Source organism: Cellulomonas fimi (assembly GCF_012952065.1).
Taxonomy (GTDB): Bacteria; Actinomycetota; Actinomycetes; order Actinomycetales; family Cellulomonadaceae; genus Pengzhenrongella; species Pengzhenrongella fimi_A.
The window spans coordinates 15,207-38,596 of the sequence record NZ_JABCJJ010000015.1; the positions used below are offsets into that span (position 1 = coordinate 15,207).

The 23,390-nt window shown below is 71.4% G+C and carries 20 protein-coding genes, 1 tRNA gene and 1 pseudogene; 4 read left to right on the forward strand and 18 right to left on the reverse strand.

Annotation, left to right across the window (positions count from 1 at the left end; all coding sequences use genetic code 11):
- Positions 1-5: 5 nt before the first annotated feature.
- From metG to HIR71_RS10585, 6 genes and pseudogenes are all read right to left on the reverse strand, one after another.
- Positions 6-1,685: a methionine--tRNA ligase gene (gene metG / locus HIR71_RS10560; protein WP_169325030.1), complete on the reverse strand. Its 1,680-nt coding sequence runs from the start codon at positions 1,683-1,685 to the stop codon at positions 6-8.
- A gap of 249 nt (positions 1,686-1,934) precedes the next feature.
- The gene (locus HIR71_RS10565; RefSeq protein WP_169325031.1) at positions 1,935-3,221 is read right to left on the reverse strand and encodes a PQQ-dependent sugar dehydrogenase; all 1,287 of its coding nucleotides are present in this window, start codon (positions 3,219-3,221) and stop codon (positions 1,935-1,937) included.
- Between the two features lie 16 nt (positions 3,222-3,237).
- Positions 3,238-3,441 carry a hypothetical protein gene (locus HIR71_RS10570; protein ID WP_169325032.1) on the reverse strand — a complete coding sequence of 68 codons (204 nt, stop codon included), beginning with the start codon at positions 3,439-3,441 and terminating at the stop codon, positions 3,238-3,240.
- A 239-nt stretch (positions 3,442-3,680) separates the two neighbouring features.
- Positions 3,681-4,160 carry an endonuclease domain-containing protein gene (locus tag HIR71_RS17490; protein WP_169325021.1) on the reverse strand — a complete coding sequence of 160 codons (480 nt, stop codon included), beginning with the start codon at positions 4,158-4,160 and terminating at the stop codon, positions 3,681-3,683.
- 237 nt (positions 4,161-4,397) lie between these two features.
- Positions 4,398-4,532, reverse strand: a pseudogene (locus tag HIR71_RS17615) (hypothetical protein); the annotation flags it as partial.
- A 221-nt stretch (positions 4,533-4,753) separates the two neighbouring features.
- Entirely contained in the window at positions 4,754-5,431 is a 678-nt protein-coding gene (locus tag HIR71_RS10585) for an aminotransferase class I/II-fold pyridoxal phosphate-dependent enzyme (protein ID WP_169325033.1), read from the reverse strand.
- A gap of 101 nt (positions 5,432-5,532) precedes the next feature.
- Here HIR71_RS10585 and HIR71_RS10590 point away from each other — a divergent pair, with 101 nt between their 5' ends.
- The gene (locus HIR71_RS10590; RefSeq protein ID WP_169325034.1) at positions 5,533-6,162 is read left to right on the forward strand and encodes an isochorismatase family protein; all 630 of its coding nucleotides are present in this window, start codon (positions 5,533-5,535) and stop codon (positions 6,160-6,162) included.
- A 12-nt stretch (positions 6,163-6,174) separates the two neighbouring features.
- On the opposite strand, the gene rsmI is transcribed toward HIR71_RS10590, so the two are convergent.
- A complete protein-coding gene (gene rsmI, locus HIR71_RS10595) occupies positions 6,175-7,014 on the reverse strand; it encodes a 16S rRNA (cytidine(1402)-2'-O)-methyltransferase (RefSeq protein WP_169325035.1) in 840 nt (279 codons plus the stop codon).
- Positions 7,015-7,101: 87 nt separating this feature from the next.
- Here rsmI and HIR71_RS10600 point away from each other — a divergent pair, with 87 nt between their 5' ends.
- A complete protein-coding gene (locus HIR71_RS10600) occupies positions 7,102-8,793 on the forward strand; it encodes a dolichyl-phosphate-mannose--protein mannosyltransferase (protein ID WP_311836220.1) in 1,692 nt (563 codons plus the stop codon).
- A gap of 97 nt (positions 8,794-8,890) precedes the next feature.
- On the opposite strand, the gene HIR71_RS10605 is transcribed toward HIR71_RS10600, so the two are convergent.
- From HIR71_RS10605 to HIR71_RS17190, 10 genes are all read right to left on the reverse strand, one after another.
- The gene (locus HIR71_RS10605; protein WP_211374050.1) at positions 8,891-9,391 is read right to left on the reverse strand and encodes a MarR family winged helix-turn-helix transcriptional regulator; all 501 of its coding nucleotides are present in this window, start codon (positions 9,389-9,391) and stop codon (positions 8,891-8,893) included.
- Positions 9,392-9,515: 124 nt separating this feature from the next.
- Complete coding sequence (locus tag HIR71_RS10610) at positions 9,516-9,851, reverse strand: monooxygenase (RefSeq protein WP_169325037.1); 336 nt, start codon at positions 9,849-9,851, stop codon at positions 9,516-9,518.
- A gap of 143 nt (positions 9,852-9,994) precedes the next feature.
- Positions 9,995-13,033: a type I restriction endonuclease subunit R gene (locus HIR71_RS10615; RefSeq protein ID WP_169325038.1), complete on the reverse strand. Its 3,039-nt coding sequence runs from the start codon at positions 13,031-13,033 to the stop codon at positions 9,995-9,997.
- Complete coding sequence (locus HIR71_RS17495) at positions 13,030-14,271, reverse strand: restriction endonuclease subunit S (RefSeq protein ID WP_169325039.1); 1,242 nt, start codon at positions 14,269-14,271, stop codon at positions 13,030-13,032. Before HIR71_RS17495 ends, HIR71_RS10615 begins: the two co-directional genes overlap by 4 nt.
- Complete coding sequence (locus HIR71_RS10625; protein WP_169325040.1) at positions 14,268-15,308, reverse strand: PDDEXK nuclease domain-containing protein; 1,041 nt, start codon at positions 15,306-15,308, stop codon at positions 14,268-14,270. Before HIR71_RS10625 ends, HIR71_RS17495 begins: the two co-directional genes overlap by 4 nt.
- Positions 15,305-16,870, reverse strand: coding sequence for a type I restriction-modification system subunit M (locus HIR71_RS10630; RefSeq protein WP_169325041.1), 1,566 nt, complete (start codon positions 16,868-16,870; stop codon positions 15,305-15,307). Before HIR71_RS10630 ends, HIR71_RS10625 begins: the two co-directional genes overlap by 4 nt.
- Positions 16,871-17,168: 298 nt before the next feature.
- Positions 17,169-17,241, reverse strand: a tRNA-Ala gene (locus HIR71_RS10635).
- 53 nt (positions 17,242-17,294) lie between these two features.
- Positions 17,295-18,605, reverse strand: coding sequence for a hypothetical protein (locus HIR71_RS10640; protein WP_169325042.1), 1,311 nt, complete (start codon positions 18,603-18,605; stop codon positions 17,295-17,297).
- Between the two features lie 98 nt (positions 18,606-18,703).
- On the reverse strand, positions 18,704-19,318 hold the full coding sequence (locus tag HIR71_RS10645) for a GNAT family N-acetyltransferase (protein ID WP_169325043.1): 615 nt from the start codon (positions 19,316-19,318) through the stop codon (positions 18,704-18,706).
- Between the two features lie 2 nt (positions 19,319-19,320).
- Entirely contained in the window at positions 19,321-19,455 is a 135-nt protein-coding gene (locus HIR71_RS17190; RefSeq protein ID WP_282959276.1) for a hypothetical protein, read from the reverse strand.
- A gap of 100 nt (positions 19,456-19,555) precedes the next feature.
- Between HIR71_RS17190 and HIR71_RS10650 the strand changes: the two genes are divergently transcribed.
- On the forward strand, positions 19,556-20,206 hold the full coding sequence (locus tag HIR71_RS10650; RefSeq protein WP_169325044.1) for a 5-formyltetrahydrofolate cyclo-ligase: 651 nt from the start codon (positions 19,556-19,558) through the stop codon (positions 20,204-20,206).
- A gap of 6 nt (positions 20,207-20,212) precedes the next feature.
- On the opposite strand, the gene HIR71_RS10655 is transcribed toward HIR71_RS10650, so the two are convergent.
- Positions 20,213-22,792: a penicillin acylase family protein gene (locus HIR71_RS10655; protein ID WP_311836221.1), complete on the reverse strand. Its 2,580-nt coding sequence runs from the start codon at positions 22,790-22,792 to the stop codon at positions 20,213-20,215.
- A 137-nt stretch (positions 22,793-22,929) separates the two neighbouring features.
- Here HIR71_RS10655 and HIR71_RS10660 point away from each other — a divergent pair, with 137 nt between their 5' ends.
- Positions 22,930-23,367: an FmdB family zinc ribbon protein gene (locus tag HIR71_RS10660; RefSeq protein WP_169325045.1), complete on the forward strand. Its 438-nt coding sequence runs from the start codon at positions 22,930-22,932 to the stop codon at positions 23,365-23,367.
- Positions 23,368-23,390 lie beyond the last annotated feature (23 nt).

Sequence of the window (23,390 nt, forward strand, 5' to 3'; positions counted from 1 at the left end):
GCGGCTCACGCGCCCGCGTCCGCCGGCTCCTCGAGCCGCGGGAAGAGCGACGCGCCCTTCGTCACCCGGGTGCCGGCAGGCAGCCGGCCGGACGTTGCCACGGTGCCGACGGGCTGCGCGCCGAGCGGGCCGAGCACGTCCGCCGCCCCGAGCGACTCCCAGAGCCCCGTGGCTGCCTTGGGCGTCACGGGGTGCAGCAGCACCGCGAGGACGCGGAGCGCCTCGGCCGACGCGACGAGGATCGTGGCGAGGCGACCGCCCTGGCGGAACCCGGCGTCGGCGGCGGAGTCCGCAGAGCTGGCGGTGTCCGCAGAGCTGGCGGTGGCCGGGCGCTCCGTCGGGTCCTTCGCGACCTGCCAGGGCGCCTGCTCGGTGAGGTAGCCGTTGGTCGCCTCGACGAGCGTCCACACGGCGTTGATGGCCTCGTTCAGCGCCATCCGGTCGACCGCGGCCTCCGCGTCCGTGACCGCCTTCGCCGCGACGTCGGCCAGCGCCTGCTCGGCGGGACCCGGCTCCCCCGGCGTCGGCAGCGCCCCGCCGAAGTACTTGCCGATCATCGCCGCGACCCGTGAGGCCAGGTTGCCGAAGCCGTTCGCGAGCTCGGCGTGGTAGCGGGCCGACAGGTCCTCCCACGAGAAGGACCCGTCCTGCCCGAACGGGATCGCGCGCATGAAGTAGTAGCGGAACGCGTCCGACCCGAAGTGGTCGATGATCTGGCTCGGCGCGATGCCCGTGAGCTTGGACTTGCTCATCTTCTCGCCGCCCACGAGCAGCCAGCCGTGGGCGAAGACCTGCCCCGGCAGCTCGAGCCCGGCCGCCATGAGCATGGCCGGCCAGATGACGGCGTGGAACCGCAGGATGTCCTTGCCGACGAGGTGGACGTCGGCGGGCCAGATGCGCTCGAAGCGCGCCTTCTCCTCCGGGTCGTCGCTCGCGTACCCGGCCGCGGTCGCGTAGTTGAGCAGCGCGTCGAACCAGACGTAGAGCACGTGCGAGGGGTCCCACGGGATCGGGATCCCCCAGTCGAACGTGCTGCGCGAGATCGACAGGTCCTGCAGACCCTGCCGCACGAACGCCATGACCTCGTTGCGCGCGCTGGCGGGCTGCACGAACGTCGGGTTGGCCTCGTAGAAGTCGAGCAGCCGCTGCGTGTAGGCGCTCATGCGGAAGAAGTAGTTCTGCTCCGAGAGCATCTCGACCGGCTTGCCGTGGATGGCGCAGACCTCCTGCCCCTCGAACTCCCCGGTGCCCGGGACCAGGTCGCCCGGGAGCTTGTACTCCTCGCAGCCGACGCAGTAGGGGCCCTCGTACGAGCCCGCGTAGATCTCGCCCTTGTCGTACAGGTCCTGGATGAACGCCTGGACCCGGGTCGTGTGCCGCTCCTGGGTCGTGCGGATGAAGTCGTCGTTGGTCACGTCGAGGACGCCGAGCACGGGCTTCCAGGAGGCGTCGACCAGGCGGTCGGCCCAGTCCTGGGGGCTGACGCCGTTCGCCTCGGCGGTCCGCATGACCTTCTGGCCGTGCTCGTCCGTACCGGTGAGGAACCAGACGTCCTCCTGCCGCTGCCGGTGCCACCGCGCGACCATGTCGGCCGCCACCGTCGTGTACGCGTGCCCGATGTGGGGGGCGTCGTTCACGTAGTAGATGGGCGTGGTCAGGTAGAAGGACCGGCGGGGTTCGGGCATGGGGTCATCGTAGGGCGCACGGGTGGTGCGCCCAGGAGCCCCGTTGTGAGACCCAGCGCGTCACCGGGCGCGCGTTCCGCCTGACACGTCCGCAGCCTGCCCCCCGTTGTCAGACCCAGCGCGTCACCGGGCACCCGTTCCGCCTGACACGTCCGCAGCCTGCCCCCCGTTGTCAGACCCAGCGCGTCACCGGGCACCCGTTCCGCCTGACACGTCGGCGGCCTGCCCCCCGTTGTCAGACCCAGCGCGTCACCGGGCACCCGTTCCGCCTGACACGTCGGCGGCCTGGTCGGCTCGCTCGACGGTGACGTGGACGATGCGATCATCCCCCGGGCGCGGGTCACCGCGGCCGTCGGTGTTGTTCGTGACGACCCACAGCCCGCCGTCGGGCGCCGGCTCGACCGCGCGCAGGCGGCCCAGCTCTCCCGCGAGCAGCGCCTGGGGCTCGCCGACGCCGTCCTGCGTGAGCGGGACCCGCCACAGCCGAGCCCCGCGCAGGCCCGCGAGGTAGACGCCCTCGGCTGTGACGGCGAGCCCGCTCGGCGACGCGTCGGACGTGGCCCACGTCGCGAGCGGGTCCGTGAACCCGCGTGCGGCGGCATCGGCCCCACCGGTCCCCTCGACCTCCGGCCAGCCGTAGTTCGCCCCGGGCAGGATCTCGTTGAGCTCGTCGAGCGTGCTCTGCCCGAACTCCGAGGCGAACATGCGCCCGTCGGGTGCCCACCCGAGCCCCTGCACGTTCCGGTGCCCGAGCGACCACACCGGGGACCCAGGGGTCGGGTTGCCCGGCGCGGGTGCGCCGTCGACGGTCAGGCGCAGGATCTTGCCGCCCAGGCTCGTCGGGTCCTGGGATCGTTCCGGGCGGCCGGCGTCCCCGGTCGTCACGTAGAGGAAGCCGTCCGGCCCGAACGCCAGCCGGCCGCCGTTGTGGTTGCCGGACGACGGGATCCCCGTGAGGACCGGTTCGAGCTCACCGAGCACCGGGGCGCTCCCCGGCGCGGCGTCCAGGGTCGCGCGGACGACCTCGTTGCCGTCCGCCGTCGTCCGGTAGAGGTAGACGTCGCCCGCGCGCGGCCCGCTCTCGGGGGCCACCGCGATGCCGAGCAGACCGCCCTCGCCGCGGACCGTCGTCGTCCCCGCGAGCGCGTCGGCACCCGGGCCCGTGAGGAACGTGGCGGCGGCGCCGGGCGCCGGCGCGTCGATGACGACGACGCGGGCGGCGTCGCGCAGCGTCACGAGGGCACGCCCGTCCGCCAGGAACGCCACGCCCCACGGCGCGTCGAGGCCGGTCACCACGTCCGAGACGCCCGTGACCGCGACGGTCGGGATCGCCGTGACCGCCGACGGCGTCGGGCCGGTGCCCGCGCCGGCGCTCGGCTGCGAGGTGGACCGGTCGGTCGGCTGGTCGGTGGCGACCGTCGGCGTGCGTGCGGCACCCGGATCCGCCCCGGTGCACCCGGCGAGGACGAGAATGCACGCGAGCGCGCCGACGCCCGGCACGGACGGGCGGGCCGGAGGACGACGCGGCCGCCTCACCAGGCGATCCGCGACGTCACACAGGCCACATGCCCTGGCCGGCCGACTTGCCGCGCTCGATGTCGCGGAGCGCGTCCCGCGCCGCAGCCGCTTCCTCGGGGGTGACCGACCTCCCGCCGTGCCCCGAGCGGCTGAGGTTCTGGTAGAGGTCGAGCCGCCACGCGAGGACGGCCAACGCAAGCAGGACCCCGACCAGGATGATCCAGTCCCAGACACCCATGGCTGCCTCCCGACACCGAGCACGGCACGTGCCGGATCGTCACGCTACTCGCGGCGTGCCCGCGGGACCAGAGCCCGCTGGAGCCGCGCAGCACTCACTGGGTCGCGATCCTCGCAGCCGCACGTGGTGCGCCTGCGACGGGTGGGTCGACAGGGATTCGCAGGAGTCGCCAACGTTCACATGAGTCACTCGCGCGGCTGTCCGGATCGTGCAGACGTGGTGGCTGTCCCCTCACACAATCAGCCCTGGGCGGTCAGGACCGCCTGGACCGCCCGCACCACCATCGACGGAGAGCGCATGACGTCCTCGTACGTGAATCGGAGGACGAGGTAGCCCTGACGGACCAGCTCCCTGTCGCGGCGCCTGTCCTCCCGGTACTCGGCCCGGCCCGAGTGGTAGGCGAAGCCGTCGAGCTCCACGACGACCCTGCCCTCGACGACGAGATCCACCCAGCCGACTCCGGCGATCCGCACGCCTGGCTCGACGCGCAGCCCCGCCTGCATGAGCGCCAGCCGCGCGACGGTCTCGATCGGTGACTGGCTGCGTGCGTCAGCTTGCCGTAGCGCCAGGCGAGCCCCGACCTGACGAGGCCCGCGCACGCGCGCGGCGATCTCCTCGACCGTGACGAGCCGTCCGGCAAGGGCTGAGTCGATCGCCACGATCGCGTCGACCGGCCCACGGCACGACAGCATGCGCGCAAGGGCGTCCGGCACGCTCACGAGCGGGCGAGAGCCGTCACCGACCGTCTCGACCCCGTCCTCCCGATGAAGGACCGCCGGCCACTCCCTCCGCGCGGGTGACGCCGTCCTTCCCCTGGACCGGGGGACGGTCAGATGCGGGGCACTGGCAGGCGTCAGCACGGGGAGTCCGTGCAATGACGCGGCAGTCACGCAGGTCACACGCGCGCGGTGGACGCATGCCGTGAGCAGGTTCGGATCGATCCCGGGAAGCGCGTAGACACCCGGGGCGACCTTGACGACGGATCCACGCTCGACCGCTCGCAGCAGGTCGCGTGCCTGCGCCGAGGAGGTGACGAGCTGGGATCGTCGCGCCATGCCGCCCGATCGCTCGAGACTGTCCACCACATCCATCCGGGAACGGTCTGACGCCGCGCCTGTGCCGCTCCCCCGCACGGACCCGTGCTGTGGACGCGCATGGCCGGGCCTGCCCTGGGGACGCCCGCGGTCCCTGTGATCCTCCCAGCCGCGCGAGTGACAGGAGGTGCCCCCGTGACCCGCGCGACGCACCACGGGCCTCGCGAGCCCCACGCGTCACACGCGCGGCTGTGAGGGCCGGGCGAGCGACCCCGGGGTCAGGCCAGCTTCGGCAGCGCCCTGCGCAGCCCGCGCGCCGCCTGCGCGATCCGCTGCTCGTTCTCGATGAGCGCGAACCGCACGAACCCTTCGCCCCCGGGCCCGAACCCCACACCGGGCGACACCGCCACGTCGGCCTCGCGCACGAGGTGCGTCGCGAGGACGACGACGCGCGGCTTGGGCCAGCCGAGGTCCCACGCCTCCATGACGCGGTCGACGTACCCCGCGCCGTCGGACCCGTCGCCGATCGGCACCTGCCGCGTGTCCGCCCCCGCGAAGTACGGCCCCCAGATGTGGATCGGGTAGCTGGGCGTCGGCACGATGGCGGCGTCCCCCGGCTGCAGCAGCACCCACATGAGGTGGCTGAAACCCTCCTTGGCGCCGATCGTCGAGAGCACCTCGGTCTCGGGGTCGAGCACGACGCCGAACGACCGCTGGTAGTGGTCCGCCACAGCCTGGCGGAGCTTGGGGATCCCGCGCGACGACGAGTAGCGGTGGTTGCGCGTGTTGTGGGCCGCCTCGGCGAGCTTCTGGACCGCGATGGCGGGCGACGGGAGGTCGGGGTTGCCGAACCCGAGGTCGACGACGTCGCGACCCGCGCGCCTGGCCTCGAGCTTGAGCCCGTCGATGATCGTGAACACGTACGGCGGCAGGCCGGGGATGCGGCGGAACCCCATAAGCCGACGCCAGCGCCCTGCGCGCCGCCGCCGGCCGGGACCTGGCAGGCTGGGGTCCAGCCCGGCCTCTGGTTCCCGGCACGTCATCGAGGAGGTCTCCCGTGAGCAACCCCGACGAGCACGCAGGCGCCGCGCCCCCGCGTGAGCCGAGCCGTCGCGCGCTGGTCGTCGTCGACGTCCAGCCCACCTTCTGCGAGGGCGGCGCGCTGCCGGTCGAGGGCGGAAACGCCGTCGCCGGGCGCATCGCCGCCTACGCGGCCGAGCACCGCACCCGCTACGACCTGGTCGTGACGACGCAGGACTGGCACGTCGACCCCGGCCCGCACTTCGCGGTCCCGCCTGCGGAGCCGGACTTCGTCGACACGTGGCCGCCGCACGGCGTCGCGGGGACGGAGGAGGCCGAGCTGCACCCCGCGCTCTCCGAGCTGTTCCCCGACGCGAGCGTCCGCAAGGGCGAGCACCAGGCCGCCTACTCGGGCTTCGAGGGGGTCGACGGCGAGGGCCGCTCGCTGGAGACGATCCTGGCCGAGGGCGGGATCACGGCGGTCGACGTCGTGGGCATCGCGGAGTCGCACTGCGTCCGCGCGACCACGCTCGACGCCCTCGGGGCAGGCCTCCGAGCCCGCGTGCTCACCGACCTCACGGTGCCGGTCACCCCCGAGCAGGGCGCTGCCGCACGCGAGGCGATGGCGGCTGCGGGCGCGGAGCTGGTGGCGTCAGACGCCGTCTGACCCCGGAGAACGTCACCCTCGGCGTCGCGCGATCGCTGCGGCGTAGAGCTCGCGCTTGCCGACGCCGGCGGCCTCCGCGACCTCCGCGACCGCGTCCTTGAGCCGCTCGCCCCCGTCCGCACGCGCGAGGACCTCGTCGACGACGTCGCCCACCGAGCGTGTCCGCGCCGGCGCGCCGCCGACGACGACCGCGATCTCCCCCCGCACCTCGCCCGCGTCGGCCCAGGCCGCGAGCTCCCCGAGCCGGAGCCGGACGACCTCCTCGTAGGTCTTCGTCAGCTCGCGGCACACCGCCGCGGGCCGGTCCGCACCGAACGCCTCGGCCATGGCCGCGAGCGTGCCCGCGAGCCGGTGCGGGGCCTCGAAGAACACGATCGTCCGGCGCTCGTCGGCCAGCTCGGCGAACGCCCGGGCCCGCTCCCCCGACTTGCGCGGCGGAAAACCCTCGAAGCAGAACCGGTCGGTCGGCAGCCCGGACAGCGCGAGCGCGGTGAGCACCGCGCTCGGCCCAGGAGCAGCCGTCACCGGCACGCCGGCCTCGACCGCAGCCGCCACCACGCGGAAGCCGGGGTCCGAGATCGCGGGCATCCCGGCGTCGGTCACCACGAGCACCGTCCCGCCGCCACGCACGACGTCGAGCAGCTCCTGCGCGCGGGCCGTCTCGTTGTGCTCGTGGTAGCTGACGACGCGCCCGCCGACCCGCACGCCCATCCGCGTCGCGAGCGCGTGCAGGCGCCGGGTGTCCTCGGCGGCGACGACGTCCGCCTCCGCCAAGAGCCGACGCAGTCGCAGCGAGGCGTCCTCGACGTCGCCGATCGGCGTGGCAGCGAGCACGAGACGGCCGGCGGTCATGGACGCCAGCCTGCCACGGGGCTCCGGCCGCCGGTCGCGCGAGGGCCGCCCGAGGGTCCGTCCAGGACCCGCACCTACGATGACCGCGTGACGACGAGCCCGACCCCGGACGGCGACCGCCGCCCCTCCGGTGGGACGGGGCCGGCGCTGTGGCCGACGATCGAGCGCGACGGACCGGTCGCGACGGCGCTCACCCCGGCCGAGCGCGAGCCGACCGAGACCCGCCTCCTGCGTCGCCTGCTCGGCGACGCGACCCTGCGCCTGGGGACGACGCCGCGCGACCGCCTCTGGGGCTGGCTCGGTCCCCTGCTGGTCATGGTGCTCGCGGCCGTCGCGCGGTTCCCGGCCCTCGGCCGGCCGGCCGAGCTCGTGTTCGACGAGACCTACTACGTCAAGCAGGCGTACACGCTGCTGCGCGTCGGCTACGAGGCGCGCTGGCCGGAGGACCCGAACCCCGGCTTCGAGGCCGGGAACCTCGACACGTTCCTGCCACAGGCCGAGTACGCGGTGCACCCGCCGGTCGGCAAGTGGCTGATCGCGCTCGGCATGGAGGTCGCCGGCCCGGCGAGCTCGGTCGGCTGGCGGCTCGCGGCGGCCGTCGTCGGCACCCTGAGCGTGCTCGTGCTCGCCCGCATCGCGCGCCGCCTCTTCGCGTCGACCCTGCTCGGCACGCTCGCCGGCGGCCTCCTCGCGGTCGACGGCGCCGCCATCGTGCACTCCCGTACCGGGCTGCTCGACGGCTTCCTGATGTTCTTCGCGCTCGCCGCGTTCGGGGCGCTGCTGATCGACCGCGAGCAGGCCCGACGCCGCCTCGCGGCCCGGGCGGCGCAGCGCCTCGACGCGGGGCACGGCCTGGGCGGCTGGGGACCACGGCTCGGGTTCCGCGGGTGGCGCCTCACGGCGGGGCTGCTGCTCGGGCTCGCGATCGGGACCAAGTGGTCGGGTCTGTACTTCCTCGCCGTCTTCGGCCTGCTCACGGTGCTGTGGGACGTGACCGCGCGCCGCGCCGTCGGGGTGGACCGGTGGTTGCCCGCCGGGGTGCTGCGCGACGGCGTCCCCGCCTTCCTCGGGCTCGTCCCCGTGGCCGCGGCCACCTACGTGGCGAGCTGGTTCAGCTGGTTCCGCTCGCCGGGCGCCTACCTCCGCGACTGGGCCGCGGGCAACCCGGGCGAGGGCGTGACGTGGCTCCCCGAGTCGCTCCGGTCGCTGTGGCAGTACCACCTGGAGATGTGGCAGTTCCACAACAACCTCACCAGCGAGCACGCCTACGCCGCGCACCCCCTGGGGTGGATCGTCCAGTGGCGGCCGACGTCGTTCTTCTACGACACGCCCGTGCCCGCGAACGCCGCGTGCGGTGCCGACCGCTGCTCGCAGGCGATCACCTCGATCGGCAACCCCATCCTGTGGTGGGCCGGGGCGGTCGCTTTGGTCGCGCTCGTGTGGTGGCTGATCCGTGACCGGGACTGGCGCGCGGGCGCGATCCTCGCCGGGATCGCCGCCGGATACCTGCCGTGGTTCGCCTACGCGCACCGCACGATCTTCACGTTCTACGCGATCGCGTTCCTGCCCTGGGTCGTGCTCGCCGTGGTCTACGCCGTGGGCCGGCTGCTCGACCGCGCGCGTGCCGACCCGGCCCGCCGACGCCGGGCCGTGGGGCTGGTGGCCGGCTTCCTCGGCGTCGTCGCTGCCGTCAGCGTGTTCTTCTACCCGATCTGGACCGCGCAGGTCGTGCCGTACTGGTTCTGGCGGCTCCACATGTGGCTCATCACCTGGGTGTGAGCCCGTCGACCTGCGGGCCGGCGGGCCAGGCGAACCCGTCGGCGTCCCAGCGGCGCAGGTGGTCCGCGACGCGCCGGCCGGGCGGGGCCGGGCGGGGTCAGGCGCCCGGGCGTTCCTCGCGCGTCGCCGAACGCGCCGGGCCGACCGACTCGAGGCCACCCTGGATCGCGAGCGCGATGTCGCGCAGGTGGGCGACCTGCTCGGGCGTGAGCGGGTCGAACACGCCGGCGTGCACCGTCTCGACGTGCCCCGGCGCCGCCGCGACGAGCACCTCCCAGCCGAGGTCGGTGAGCACCGCGACGTGACCGCGGCCGTCGGTGGCGTGCCGCTCACGGCGCACCCAGCCGGCCTCCTCGAGCCGAGCGACCGCGTGCGACGTGCGCGACGCCGACGCGTTGAGCACGCCGGCGAGCTGACTCATGCGCAGCGACCGGCCGTCGGCCTCCGAGAGCATCGCCAGCACCATGTAGTACGCGTGCGGCATGCCCGAGGCCTGCTGGAGCTGCCGGTCGAGCACGGCCTGCAGCGTCCCCGTCATCCCGATGAGGGCGCGCCAAGCCTCCTGCTGCTCTGCGTTCAACCACCGGGTCTCGGTCACGGCGACATCGTAGGGGCGGCCGCTGCGGGCGGCCGCTCCCACGCGACGTGCCGAGGGAAAGCCCCGTCGCCCCGAGGAGGACTCGAGGTTGCTCACGCGTCCCGGCATCCCGACCGGCCGGGCGTCATCGCGCTGCGGCGCTTCCCACGCCGTCCGCGACGACCTGGCCGACGACGTTGTCGACGAACACGGGGCTGTCGAAGTAGGTCACGGTCGGGTCGGTGCCGTACTTCGCGCGCACGAAGGTGCGCCACGCGTCGGTGTACAGCGCCTCTGCCGCCGTTCGCGACTCCCACAGGTAGACGCCGCCCGCCGTCCGTCCGTCCTCGGAGAGCGTGTAGTGCTTGCGTACCAGGCCGTCGACGCCCTGGTACGTGGGTGCCGTGCTGAGGAAGATGTCGCGGCCCCGCTCGGGCGTGATCGGTTCCGGCAGGACGAAGGCGGTCACGGCGATGATCATCGGCAGCTCCTGTCGGACGGCGCGTGTGGACGTGACGCCAAACCTGCCAGAGATCGCGGCGCGAGGCGGCGGATCGCTACGGTCGGCCCTGGGGGCGACTGTCCTCCACGAGGGACACGCGTCGAGCACGGACGACCCGGTGGCTACACCAGGCCGACGAACCGTTCGAAGAAGACGGTCAGCCGCTGGAGCACGATCTGCTTCCTCTCGGAGTGGTTCGACCCCTGAGAGAACCGGGACAGGGGCGGAAGGATCGTGGTGACCGCGGTGCCGGTGGCTCTGATCGCACCGTCGCGGAAGGCGGTGTCGACGAACGCGCGAGTCGCCGCCGGCTTGAGCTGTTCTTCGGTGATGATCCGCTCGAGCTCGGCAGCACGCTTGGCCTCGATGTAGGTGCGCCAGTCAGCAGCGACGTCGTCGGTGATGGTGAGGTCGTCGACGAACGTCTCGATGAGGTCCTTCTTGTTGCGCAGCGACGGGGAGGAGTCAATGGCCCGGTCGATGGTCGCCTTGATCTCCTTGTCCTCGCCGTCGCCGTGCGCGGCCCGGTACCGGACGACGAGCATGAGGATGTAGTCGACGTTGATCTCGACCTGCCTGATGAGCTCGATCTCGAAGACGACGTCGTCGTTGATCGACTCCTTCTCCGCGTCGGTGGCGCGGCGGAAGGACTGGTACAGGTCCAGGTACAAACTCTGGTAGTCCTGGAGGTCACGGTCGGACAGGATGCCCTGGCCGGCGAAGTCGTCGAACGAGGTCAGGATGTTGCGCAGGCGCAGGATCGCGCCGAACAGGGCGATGAACGCCTTCTGCGCGTCCTCCCCGACGATCGCCTGCCCGAGTGGGATCCGCTGCTGCAGCTCGGCGACCTTGTCGGCGTACTCGTCGAAGTACTCCTGGTAGGGCTTGAGGAGCACGATGCCGGTGGCGTCCTTGTTGCCGAACAGGGCGATGGCGTCGTTGGTCTCGTCCTCCAGGTTCCTGAAGCTCACGATGTTCCCGTAGGTCTTGACCGAGTTCAGGATGCGGTTGGTACGCGAGTAGGCCTGGATCAAGCCGTGGGCGCGCAGGTTCTTGTCGACCCACAGGGTGTTGAGCGTGGTCGCGTCGAAACCGGTCAGGAACATGTTGACGACGATGACGAGATCGATCTCGCGGTTCTTCAGCCGCAGGGACAGGTCCTTGTAGTAGTTCTGGAACTTGTCGGCCGACGTGTCGAAGCTCGTGCCGAACATGTCGTTGTAGTCCTGGATCGCGTCCTCCAGGAAGTCCCGGGAGGACTTGTCCAGCCCATCGGTCTCGAACTCTTCCTCGTCGAGCAGGCCGTCCGGCTCGTCCTCGTTGGCCGCGTACGAGTAGATGAGCGCGACCTTCAGCCGCTGCGCCTCGGGCAGGTCGAGCTGCTGCAGCCCGAACTGGTTGTAGTAGATCTTGGCCGCCTCGATCGACGCGGTCGCGAAGATGGAGTTGAACCCGGCCACCCGCTTGTCCGCGAGGCGGTAGGTCTCGTTGCGCTTCGTCTTCTGGTCGAAGTGCTCGCGGATGTACTCCACGACCTTGCGCACCCGTTGCGGGGCGAGGAGCGCCTTGGCGGTGTCGATCGCGGACACCTGCTTGTCGACCACGGTGTCGGCCTGGCGGACGGTGTTGACGTAGTCGATGCGGAACGGCAGCACGTTCTTGTCGTTGATCGCGTCCACGATCGTGTAGGTGTGCAGCTTCTCCCCGAAGGCCTGCGCGGTGGTGCGCAGCTGCACGTTGCCGCCCGACCCCGCATTGGCCGCGAAGATCGGCGTGCCGGTGAACCCGAACAGGTGATACCGCTTGAACGCCTTGGTGATCGCGGTGTGCATGTCCCCGAACTGGGAGCGGTGGCACTCGTCGAAGATGATCACCACGTGGCCCCCGAAGACCTCGTGCCCCTTGTTCTTGGCGATGAACGTCGAGAGCTTCTGGATCGTGGTGATGATGATCCGCGCCCCAGGGTCCTCCAACTGCCGCTTGAGCACCGCCGTCGAGGTGTTCGAGTTCGCGGCGCCCTTCTCGAAGCGGTCGTACTCGCGCATGGTCTGGTAGTCGAGGTCCTTGCGGTCGACGACGAACAGCACCTTGTCGACGTCGCCCAGCCTCGACGCCAGCTGCGCGGTCTTGAACGAGGTCAGGGTCTTGCCCGACCCGGTCGTGTGCCAGACGTACCCGCCGGCCGCCAGGGTGCCGAACTGCTTGTACGTCGTCGAGATCTCGATGCGGCTGAGGATCCGTTCCGTCGCGACGATCTGGTACGGACGCATGACCAGCAGCATCCGGTCCGCCGTCAGCACGCAGTACCTGGTGAGGATGTTCAGCAGCGTGTGCTTGGCGAAGAACGTGCGCGCGAACCCCGTCAGGTCGCCGATCGGCGCGTTGCTCGCGTCGGCCCACCACGAGGTGAACTCGAAGGAGCTCGACGTCTTCTTCTTCGCCCGCCTCGCCGCGGCCGTCTCGCTCAGGTGCTGGAAGCGCGTGGTGTTCGAGTAGTACTTCGTCAGGGTGCCGTTCGAGATCACGAACAGCTGGACGTACTCGAACAGACCCGAGCCGGACCAGAACGAGTCGCGCTGGTAGCGGTCGATCTGGTTGAACGCCTCCCGGAGGTCCACCCCGCGTCGCTTGAGCTCGATGTGGACCATCGGCAGCCCGTTGACCAGGACCGTCACGTCGTACCGGTTCTCCCGGCGCTCGGCGGCGGTGGCGCCGGTCGAGGTGACCTCGTACTGGTTGACGACCTGGAGCCGGTTGTTGTGGATGTGCCGCTTGTCGAGCAGCGTGATGTTCTTCGTCGACCCGTCGTCACGCTTCAGCAGCTGGACGTGATCCTCCTGGATCCGGACCGTCTTCTCGACGATCCCGTCCTTGTCGCCCGCGATCGTCGTGGTGAAGAACCGTTCCCACTCCGCGTCCGAAAAGGCGATGTGGTTGAGCGCCTCGAGCTGCGTGCGGAGGTTCGCGACGAGCTGAGCCTCGGACGTGATCGGCAGGTGCTCGTACGCCTGCTCCCGAAGCAGCTCGATGAATGCCGCCTCGAGCTCCGACTCCGACTGGTACCCGTGCTCGGCGCGTTGGTCCGCGACGAACTCGGCGACGACCGTGCTCTCCGAGCTCAGCGCGATGGGCTCGAAGTGACGCGCCGGTGCCTCACTCACGGGACAGCCTCCTCGAAGGACAGGAGCCGGTCACGGTAGTACTCGTACTGCTTGCGGCGCCCGGCGATCTCCGCAGGCAGGCCGACGGCGATGTCGGCGATCAACGCGTCGAACTTGTCGAGGATCCCGACGACGCGCTCCTGCTCCTCCCTCGGCGGCACCTGGATCTTGATCTTGGCGAGGTTCGCACCAGAGATTCGAACGACCTTCGACTCTGAGGCGAACTTGACCTTCTGCTCCTGAAAGCTCGCCGACTGGAAGAAGTACGACGCGTACCTCGGGTCGAGTGTGTGTCGGAAGATCTGGCAGTCGTCGTGGACCGCCACCTCGTCGTCGCTGAGCCAGGCAACCGCCTTGCAGACGTCCTCGACGTTCTCCCCCGTCGCCGCGATCACCAGGTCGCCCTTCTTGGCTAGCCGGAGCGATGCACTCATAGCGGGGTTCAAGAACGCAACCGTCGACGTCGCCGAGGTGCCGTAGTCGGTGTAGATCTGCCCGTAGTGGATGCACCCCAGGCCGGACTCGACGTAGTCGTCCTTGGTGAAGCGGCGGCCCCGGATGAACTCGCCGACGTCACCCAGAGTCGTCCACCGCGCGTCCCCGTCATCGGGAAACGTCAGGAGCCGCTCCCGATACTGGGCATACTGCGCCTTGCGGGCCTCCAGCTCCGCCTCCAGCTCCGCCTCCAGCTCCGCCTCCAGCTCCGCGAAAGAGTCCAATACTCGCACGATCTCCTGTTGAATATCGAGAGCGGGAGCGGGGATTCGAACTCTCGCCAGCCCTGTGCCCGAAATACGTCGCACTTTCGTACCAGTGATGCCGACCGTCTTCTGCGCTTGGAATCGCTCAGACTCGAAGAAGTATGCGACAAACTTCGGATCCATCGAGTGACGGAATATGTATGCGTCACCGCTCACTGCAGCGTCCTCGTCGCCAAGCCAGGCAACGGCCTTTGCTACTGCATTGTCGTCCTCGCTCGTGGTGGCGATGACAAGATCGCCAGGTTGCGCTTTCCGCATTCCACGCGCGAATTCGGGCGTGACGAACGAGATGGACTCCGCCGTCCAGGTGCCGTAGTGGGTGTGAATCTGGCCGTAATGGATCGCGGGAACACCCACGTCGGTCAAGTCCTTCTTCTGGAGGCCGTTCCCCCGAGTGAAGGTTCCGATCTCCCCGAGGAACTTGTACTCAATGCCGTTTGGCGCGAACTCCGCAATAAGGTCGTCGATCACGCTCACTCGGCGTCTCCTTGCAGCTCGGCCTCGATCTGCTCGATGGTCGGCATCGCGACCTGCAGCTGTTCTGGCAGCGACTCGACGAGCTGGTACTCCGCGACCCCGAGCGGCTGGGCCGTCCCGCGCAGCGCGTACTCGGCCACGACCTTGTCCTTGCTCTTGCACAGCAGCAGGCCGATGGTCGCGCCGTCGTGCTCGTGCTTCACCTGCGCGTCGACCGCGGTCAGGTAGAAGCCGAGCCGACCGAGGTACTCGGGCTCGAACGTGCCGGCCTTGAGCTCGACGACGACGTAGCGCCGGAGCGTGAGGTGGTAGAAGAGCAGGTCGAGGTAGAAGTCCTCCTCCCCGACCTGCAGATGAACCTGCCGTCCGACGTAGGCGAACCCGGCGCCGAGCTCGAGCAGGAACTCGGTCACGTGCGCGACCAGCGCGTTCTCGATCTCCCTCTCGCCCGCCTCGTCACCGAGCCCGAGGAAGTCGAACAGGTAGGGGTTCTTGAGCGACTCGCGGCCGAGGTCGGAATGCGGCGTAGGGAGCGTGCTCTCGAAGTTCGTGACAGCCTGCCCTTGCCGCTCCACCACGTGCCGCTCGATCTGGATGGCCAGAACGTTTCGCGACCAGCCGTGCCGCACAGCTGCTTCGGCGTACGCCAGCCGCTCCTCCGGCGTCTTGAGCTTGGTGAGCAGCACGAGGCTATGACTCCAGGGGATTCGTCCAACAGCCTGTTGGACGATTGCCTCCTCAGGCCAGGCATCCGCGAACGCCCGCATGTACATGAGGTTCGCGCGGGAGAACCCCTTCATGTCCGGGAAGGCCGAGCGGAGGTCATGGGAGAGGCGTTCGACGACCTTGCGTCCCCAACCCTGCTCCGACTGACGGACGAGGATGTCGTTGCCGATCTGCCAGTACAGGTGCAGCATCTCAGCGTTGACCGCCAGCGCTGCCCGCTGCTGGGCCGCGTGGACGCGGGACTTCAAGCCGTCCAGCCAGGCCCGGTACCCGTCGGGAGGATCGGTCAGCGCGAGCGGGCGGTCCGTCATCCGGCCCCCTCGAGGTCCGCGACGATCGCGTCGATCGCTGTCCGCAGCTCGGTCTGCCGCTCGACGATGCCTGCGATGCGCGCGTTGAGCTCGTTGATGTCGACCGCCTCGCGGGTGTCTTCGGCCTCGACCCAGGACGACACCGAGAGGTTGTAGGCGTTCTCGGCGATCGCCTCGTTGTCGACGAGGCGGACGAAGTGGTCGGCGTCCTGACGGTCGACGAACGCGTCGAGGATCTTCCGCTGGTCGGCGTCGGTGAGCTTGTTCTTGTTGCCGCGGCGGACGAACTGGGCAGAAGCGTCGATGAACAGCACCTTGTTCTCGGCCTTGGACTTCTTGAGCACGATGACGCAGGTCGCGATCGTGGTGCCGAAGAACAGGTCCGCCGGTAGCTGGATGACGGCGTCGACGTAGTTGTTGTCGATCAGGTACTTGCGGATCTTCGCCTCGGCGCCGCCACGGTAGAGCACGCCGGGGAACTCGACGATCGCCGCGGTCCCGTTGACGGCCAACCACGACAGCATGTGCATCGTGAACGCCAGGTCCGCCTTGGACTTCGGTGCCAGCACGCCGGCCGGCGCGTACCGCGGATCGTTGATCAGCAGCGGGTTCGCGTCGCCGTCCCACCTGGTGGAGTAAGGCGGGTTGGACACGATCGCCTCGAACGGCTCGTCGTCCCAGTGGGCGGGGTCCGTGAGCGTGTCGCCGTGCGCGATGTCGAACTTCTCGAAGTTGATGTCGTGCAGGAACATGTTGATCCGGGCCAGGTTGTAGGTGGTCAGGTTGATCTCCTGACCGAAGAAGCCCTGGCGGACGTTGTCCTTGCCGAGGACCTTGGCGAACTTCAGCAGCAGCGAGCCGGACCCGCAGGCCGGGTCGTACACCTTGTTCACCCCGGTCTTGCCGACCACGGTGATGCGGGCGAGGAGCTCGGAGACCTCCTGCGGCGTGTAGAACTCCCCGCCGGACTTGCCTGCGCTCGAGGCGTACATCTGCATCAGGTACTCGTACGCGTCGCCGAACGCGTCGATCTTGTTCTCGCTGAAGCTGCCGTCCCCGAGGTTCAGGTCTCCGATCGCGTCGAGCAGCTTGACGAGCTGTGCGTTGCGCCTGGCCACGGTGCTGCCGAGCTTGGCGCTGTTCACGTCGAGGTCGTCGAACAGGCCCTTGATGTCGTACTCGCTGTCCGTACCGACCGCGGAGGCCTCGATGTTCTTGAAGACGCGCTCGAGCGTCTCGTTGAGGTTCTCGTCCCTCGGGGCACTCTTGCGCACGTTGACGAAGAGCTCGCTCGGCAGGATGTAGAAGCCCTTCTCAGCCACCGTCTCCCTGCGGCCGAACTCGGCGTCCTTGTCGCTGATGGCGGTGTAGTCGAACCGGATCACACCCGCCTCGAGCTCGAAGCCGTTCAGATAGGCCGTGAGGTTCTCGGAGATGTAGCGATAGAACAGCATGCCGAGGACGTACTGCTTGAAGTCCCAGCCGTCCACGCTCCCTCGGAGGTCGTTCGCGATCCGCCAGATCGTCTTGTGCAGCTCCGCGCGCTGCGTCTCGCGGTTCATACGTCGGTCTCTCCTGTCGCCGCGCTTGTGCGGGCGTGCTCGTGGTCTCAAGGTCCTGCGACAGCGTCCGTCGATGCGGGCGTCAGGCCCTGGCGACTCTATCGACGGGGACCGACACGGCAGGGATGCGCGCCGATCCTCGCCGGGTTGTCGGCCGGCCGCCCGGCCGCCCGGCCGCCCGGCCCTCACAGTCGGACGGACGCCGCATCGCCCGACTGGCGGAGCGGTCCGGTTGGGAGACGACAGAACCCCGCCGGACCGGAGTGCTTGCGCTGGTCCGACGGGGTCCCGTCGAGGGTGGAGCTGAGGGGATTCGAACCCCTGACCTTCTCATTGCGAACGAGACGCGCTACCAACTGCGCCACAGCCCCTCGAGCGGGCTACAGATTAGCACCCGGCTCCGGGGTTCTGAGAAATCGGCAGGTCACTCGCCCGACGCACGCCGGCGCGCGAGCACCGCGTCCAGGTCGATCGACGGCGCGGGTGCCCCCGGCTCGGCCGCCGCTTCGCCGGCCGCAGCAGTCCGCCCGCTCGCCGACGACGCCGCGTCCCCCACCTCGGCCTCGTCCTCGCCCTCCGCGTCGGTCGCCGACGACGCCGTCGCGACAGCCGCCTCTTCGAGCACCAGCGGCGCCGGCTCACGACGTGGAGCGGCGGCCTTGGTCGTATAGGTCGGGCGCGGGACGGGGACCGGCTCCCACTGGGTCGAGCCGGCCTCCTCCGCGTGCGACGCCTCGGTCTGCGCGTCCGGCTCGTCCGCCACGGCGGTCACCGCGTCGTCGGCCTCGGTCTCGATCCCCGCCTCCGTCCGGGTCTCGATCCCCGCCTCCGTCCGGGTCTCCGTCTCACTGCCGGTGCCCACCGGCACCGCACTCGTCGCGCGACCCCGCGCGGAGCGCCCGCGCGTGATCGCGCCGTCCGTCGCGACCTCGTCCCCGACCCGCTCGATCACCTCGGTGTGCGCGTCCGACGGGTGGTACGCGCGCCCGGTGACGGGAGCGCCGGGCGCGAGTGCCGCACGAGCCGGCGCCGCCTCGCGACGCGCCCACGCGGCGTCGGCGGCCTGGCCCTGGAGCACCGCGCGCCGGCCGAGCACGAGGACGCCGGCGAGCGCGACGGTCGGCACAGCGGCCGCGACGAGCGGGAGCGTCCCGAACCCCACCACGACCCACGCCGCCGCGCTGAGCGCGAGGAGGGCGACGGTCAGGACGGCGCGACGCCGGGCTGCCGCGGCACGACGCGCGAGGGTCGCTGCGCGCTGGGCCCGCCGCTGGGCCGCGCGCCGGGCGGCGTCGGCCGTGGTCTTGTCCTGCGTGCCGTGCGGTCGTTCCACGATGCCGCCCACCCTCGCCGCGCTGTGCTTCCCGACCGGACCCTGCTGCCCGGTCGAACCCTGCTGCCCGGTCGAACCCTGCTCCCGAACCGAACCCTGCTCCCGAACCGAACCCTGCACCCGAGCCGAACCCTGCACCGGGATGCCCCAGCCGGGCGTGAGCAGCCCGGTCCGCTTCTCAGCGCCCGGGCCGCACTCTGCCCGGGCCTCGCCGGCGCGCGCCGCCCGACCTGCCCTGTCTCCGAGCCGGTCGGCCACCGCGAGCACCCGCAGCGCCTCCGAGAACCTGTCCTCGGCACGCGACTCGAGCAGCTGTTGCCGGTACCGCAACCGCTGCGGCACCAGGTACGCGATCCAGAGGGCCACCGCCGCGAGGGAGGCGACCCCAGCCAGATCTCGCACGTCACCGACCGTAGGCGCGCGCGCCGCACCACGGCGGCAGCCGGCGCGGCGTGTCGGCGGGCGAAACTACACGCGTGTCATTCCCGGGCCGCGCTCGGTCATTCCGGGGCGCTCGACGCCGACCTCGTGACCTTCCACCGGGTCAGCAGCCCCTCCGGGACCTCCTCCGCGGTCAGCGCGAACGTCCGGTGGTCGCACCACTCCCCCGCGATGTGGAGGTAGCGCACCCGCACGCCCTCGTCGCGGAAGCCGAGCTTCTCGACGACGCGCAGGCTCGCCGCGTTCTCGGGCCGGACGTTGATCTCGACGCGGTGCAGACCGAGCGCGCCGAAGCAGTGGTCGGTGGCGAGCGCGACCGCCGTCGGGATGATCCCTCGCCCGGCGACGTGCTGGGAGACCCAGTAGCCGATGGTCGCCGACCGCAGCGAGCCGTAGGCGATGCCGGACACCGTGAGCTGCCCCACCAGCCGCTCCTCGTGGTCGACGGCGAACGGCAGCGCCGTCCCGGCCCTCGCCTGCCGGGAGAGCTGGCGCACGAACTGCGCGAACGAGGGCGGCGGACCGGGCACGGGGACCGGCGACGACGCCTCCCACCGGTCGAGCCAGCCCGCGTTGGACGCCCGGAGCGCGAGCCACGTCCGCCCGTCGTGGCGCGTCAGCCCGCGCAGGCGGACGTCGCCGTCGGCCAGCGCCACGGGCCACCCGGTCCGCATGCCTAGCCCTCGAGCACCTGGGAGCGGGCCCGGTCCCCCGCCCGGACCGCCGTGCTCTGCTGGGAGACGACGGCGAGCGCGTCGCCGTACGCGCGCGACCCGAGCGAGAGCTCACCCGGGTCTCCTACGGGCGTCACCTGGCGCCCCTCCTCGGGATCGTCATGGGGTGGAGGCTAACAACGGCTCTCGGCGCGTGCCGCGTCGGACCACCCCGCCCCATGCGCGAGACTGTTCGCCATGAGCAACGTCGCCCAGCCCGTTCCGGCCGCGCACGGCGCCATGGACCCCGAGGACGCGAAGGACGCGCTCAGGAAGGCCATCCGGGCCGCCCGGCAGGCCCGCTCGGAGCGCCGCCGGCTGGAGGCGGCCGAGGCGTTCGGGTCCGTGCTGAGCACGCTGCCGCCGCTGCGCGAGGCCCGCTGCGTCGCCGCCTACGCCGCCCGCGCGTCCGAGCCCAGCACCCTGCCGCTGCTCGAGTGGCTGACCGACCGGGGCGTCCGGGTCCTCCTGCCGGTGCTGGGCTCGGGCCTGCAGCGCGACTGGGCGGAGTACCGCGGCGCCGAGGACCTGCACCAGCGCGCCCCCGGCCGACCGCCCGAACCGGGCGGCCCCCACCTGGGCCCCGAGTCGCTCGCCGAGGCCGACGTCATCGTCGCGCCGGCACTCGCGGTCGACACCTCGGGGGCCCGGCTCGGCCAGGGCGGAGGCTGGTACGACCGTGCGCTGGAGCACGCGCGGCCGACGGCGCCCGTCGTCGCCATGGTCTTCGCCGAGGAGGTCTACGACGCCGGCACGCGCCCGCTGCCGCGGCAGGCGCACGACCGCATGGTCGACGCCGTCGCGACGCCCGAGGGTTGGCGCTGGCTCCGGCCGCAGACCGCCGGGTAGCCGCCGTCAGGGTCGCAGCGTCAGCCGGTCGCGCGCCGCCTCGTCGACCGCGGCGGGGCTGAACGGCCACGCGAACGTCCTGCCCTGCGCCCAGTCGTCGAGCTGGTCGGCGTAGTGCGTGCTCGCGGGGTGCCCCGACACGCCGGTGAGGTTGACCCACGTCGACGCGTCGAGGTCGGCGAGGTCGACGACCATGCGCATCGAGGGCGCCGACGTCACCGCGTACGAGTCGGTCCCGGCGTCCCAGTTCATCGCGTTGACCATGGCCGACCCGCCGGGCACCGCGACCGCTCCGGGGTTCATGAGGGTGCGGATCGCGGACGGCACACCCTCGCCACCGAGCACGCTGTGCTCGGGCGCTGCGGTGTGCAGCTTGCCCCAGCTCCAGTCGGACGGGTCCTTGCTGATCTCGACCGTGAGCTCGAGGCGGGCCGACGTCAGCGCGCGCGTCAGGATCTCGTCGCGCCCCTCGACGACGCCCACGGTCGTCCGGTCGTCCCACCACGGGTCGTCGGGGCGCTCGAGCAGGCCGCGCACGACCTCGAGCCAGCGGCTGCCGCCGGTCGGCCGGTAGCTCTCCGGGAAGTCGTCCCAGAACGTCAGCTCGAGGAGGTTCGACCAGACGGCCGCGAAGTACGCGGCCGCCGCCGAGTCGGTCGTCGAGCGGCGGTCCCAGTCGCGCAGCAGCCGCTGCCCGGCGCGGTCGAACTCGGACTCGAGCCGGGTCGTCATCAGCGTGCGGACCAGCATCTCGGCGTACGGGTTGGCGTCGTCGAGCTGGAGCGCCTGGGTGCTCGCGACGTCGATCTTCGTGCCCGCCTCCGTCGCCGCCGAGAGCACGTCGCGGATGCGCTGCGCGCGGTACCCGTAGTCGTAGTCGCTCGTGAGGAAGGGCCCGACGCCGGGCCGCGTGACCGCCTGGTTCGCGGCCACGATGAACCCCTCCTCCGGGTCGAGGACGGCGGGCATGTCGGCCGGGTCGACGAACCCCTGCCAGTCGAAGGCGCTGTCCCAGCCGGGCCGTGGCCAGCTGCCGTCGGACGGGACCGGGCTGCCCGGGACCTGCGCGCGGATCGGGATCTTGCCGGGTGCCTGGTAGCCGATGTGGCCGTCGGTCGTGGCGAACACGATGTTCTGCGACGGCACCTCGAACAGGGCGGCGGCGGCGGCGATGTCGTCGGCGTCGCGCGCGAGGTTGATGGCGAACACGGCGTCCGCCGACCGGCCGGGCGCCAGGGCCGTCCAGCCCAGGGAGATCTCGTAGACGCCGGCCGGCGCGCCCTCGGGCAGCGGCGCGACGCGCGCGGCGTTCACCTCGGGCAGCACGCCCGAGATGATCGGGCCGTGGCCGGTCGAGCGGACCACGAGCTCGACGTCGTCGCCGCCGTTGACCTTGATCGTCTCCGTGCGGGTCTCGAGGTCGATGCGCTCGCCGTCGAGCAGGTACTGCTCACCCGAGATGCGCTCGAGGAAGAAGTCCGTGACGTCGGCACCGAGGTTGGTCAGGCCCCACGCGAGCTGCTCGTTGTGCCCGATGATCACGCCGGGGAACCCTGCGAACGAGAAGCCGGTGACGTCGAACGGGCACTGCGGGCCGACGTCGGCGCAGCGCAGCCCGACCTGCGACCAGACGCTCGGAGCGGAGATCCCCAGGTGCGGGTCGTTCGCGAGGATCGGCTGGCCGGACGCGGTGTGCTCGCCCCCGACGACCCAGGAGTTCGAGCCGATCCCCTCGCCGCGGCCCACCAGCTGGGGCACCGCCGCGAGCGCGTCCTGGGCCGAGGCGAGCGCCCGCTGGAGCTCCTCCGAGGCGAGGTCCGGTCCCAGCCCTGCCGCGCCGTCGTCGGCGGTGGCGGTGGCACGCAGCGACTCGTCGGTGAGCTCCGGGAGGATCGGCGCGTTGCGGTCCTGCGGGTAGGCCGGGAAGAGCTCGTTGACACGGGCGACGTCGCGGACGGCGGCGAACGTGGTGGCGCGCGCGAGCTCGTCGTCGTAGTTGCCGCGCAGGTCCCAGGCCATCGCCTTGAGCCAGGCGACGGAGTCGATGGGGTCCCAGGGCTCGGGGTCGGCGACGTCGACCTGCAGGCCGAGCACGGTGTACTCGACGCCGAGGGCGTCCGGCGAGCGCGAGTCGAGGTAGGCGTTGACGCCCTCCGCGTACGCCTCGAGGTACGAGCGGGTCTCGGGCAGCAGCAGCTCCCACTCCTGCTCCGCCACGTCGCGCCAGCCGAAGGTCCGGATGACGCTGTCCGCCGCGAGCGCGTCCTCGTTCGCGCCGACGAGCTCCGAGACGCGGCCCGAGGTCACGTGCCGGCGGTAGTCCATCTCGAAGAAGCGGTCCTGAGCCGCGACGAAGCCCTGCGCGCGGAACAGGTCGTCGGTCGTCCCGGCCGTGATGGACGGCACGCCCTGGGCGTCCCGGACCACCTGGACCTCGGCGTCGAGCCCGGACAGCTCGAGCGTGCCCGACGTCTGCGGAAGCGGCTTGCGGATCGTGACGGCGGTGACCACCACTCCGCCGGCCAGGACGAGCACGAGGCCGGCGGCGATGGCTGTGGCGACGATGCGGAGGCGGCGGCTGGGCACCCCGCGAGAGTAGCCCGCGCGACGCTCCTCGGTGAGGCGCGCGCGGCGTGGGCGCACGGGTGCATCGACGGGCGAGTACGATTAGCACTCAGTCGAGCAGAGTGCCAGCGCCGCTGGTGGCCCGTGAGGAGGACCCGTTGCCCACCTACGCCTACGCGTGCACCGAGTGCGCGCACACGTTCGAGGCGCTCCAGTCGTTCAGCGACGCCTCGCTCACCCAGTGCCCCGAGTGCGCCGGACGGCTGCGCAAGGTCTTCTCGAGCGTGGGCGTGGTGTTCAAGGGCTCGGGCTTCTACCGGAACGACTCGCGGTCGGGGAAGTCGGGCGCTGGGACGCGCGCCGACGCGTCCCAGGGCGGCGAGTCGGCGACCGGGTCGGGCGACTCTGCGTCGGGTGGCTCGGGGTCGGGTGGCTCGGGGTCGGGTGGCTCGGGGGGTTCGGCTTCGGGTGAGTCCGGGTCGTCGGGCACCGGCACGGCCGCCGCTCCCGCGACGACGGCCGGCTCGACGAGCGGTCCCGGGGCGAAGCCCACGAAGTCCAGGGCACCCGCGACGACGTCGGCCGCGGCCGGCTGACGTTCACCCCAGGGCGGCGCACC

Excerpts from the sequence above, each read along its gene's own strand:
- HIR71_RS10625 (WP_169325040.1), bottom strand. The coding sequence starts at position 15,308 with ATGACGGACCGCCCGCTCGCGCTGACCGATCCTCCCGACGGGTACCGG.
- HIR71_RS10650 (WP_169325044.1), top strand. The coding sequence starts at position 19,556 with ATGAGCAACGTCGCCCAGCCCGTTCCGGCCGCGCACGGCGCCATGGAC.
- HIR71_RS10585 (WP_169325033.1), bottom strand. The coding sequence starts at position 5,431 with ATGGGGTTCCGCCGCATCCCCGGCCTGCCGCCGTACGTGTTCACGATC.
- HIR71_RS10610 (WP_169325037.1), bottom strand. The coding sequence starts at position 9,851 with ATGATCATCGCCGTGACCGCCTTCGTCCTGCCGGAACCGATCACGCCC.
- metG (WP_169325030.1), bottom strand. The coding sequence starts at position 1,685 with ATGCCCGAACCCCGCCGGTCCTTCTACCTGACCACGCCCATCTACTAC.
- HIR71_RS10630 (WP_169325041.1), bottom strand. The coding sequence starts at position 16,870 with ATGAACCGCGAGACGCAGCGCGCGGAGCTGCACAAGACGATCTGGCGG.
- HIR71_RS10570 (WP_169325032.1), bottom strand. The coding sequence starts at position 3,441 with ATGGGTGTCTGGGACTGGATCATCCTGGTCGGGGTCCTGCTTGCGTTG.
- HIR71_RS10645 (WP_169325043.1), bottom strand. The coding sequence starts at position 19,318 with ATGCGGACCGGGTGGCCCGTGGCGCTGGCCGACGGCGACGTCCGCCTG.
- rsmI (WP_169325035.1), bottom strand. The coding sequence starts at position 7,014 with ATGACCGCCGGCCGTCTCGTGCTCGCTGCCACGCCGATCGGCGACGTC.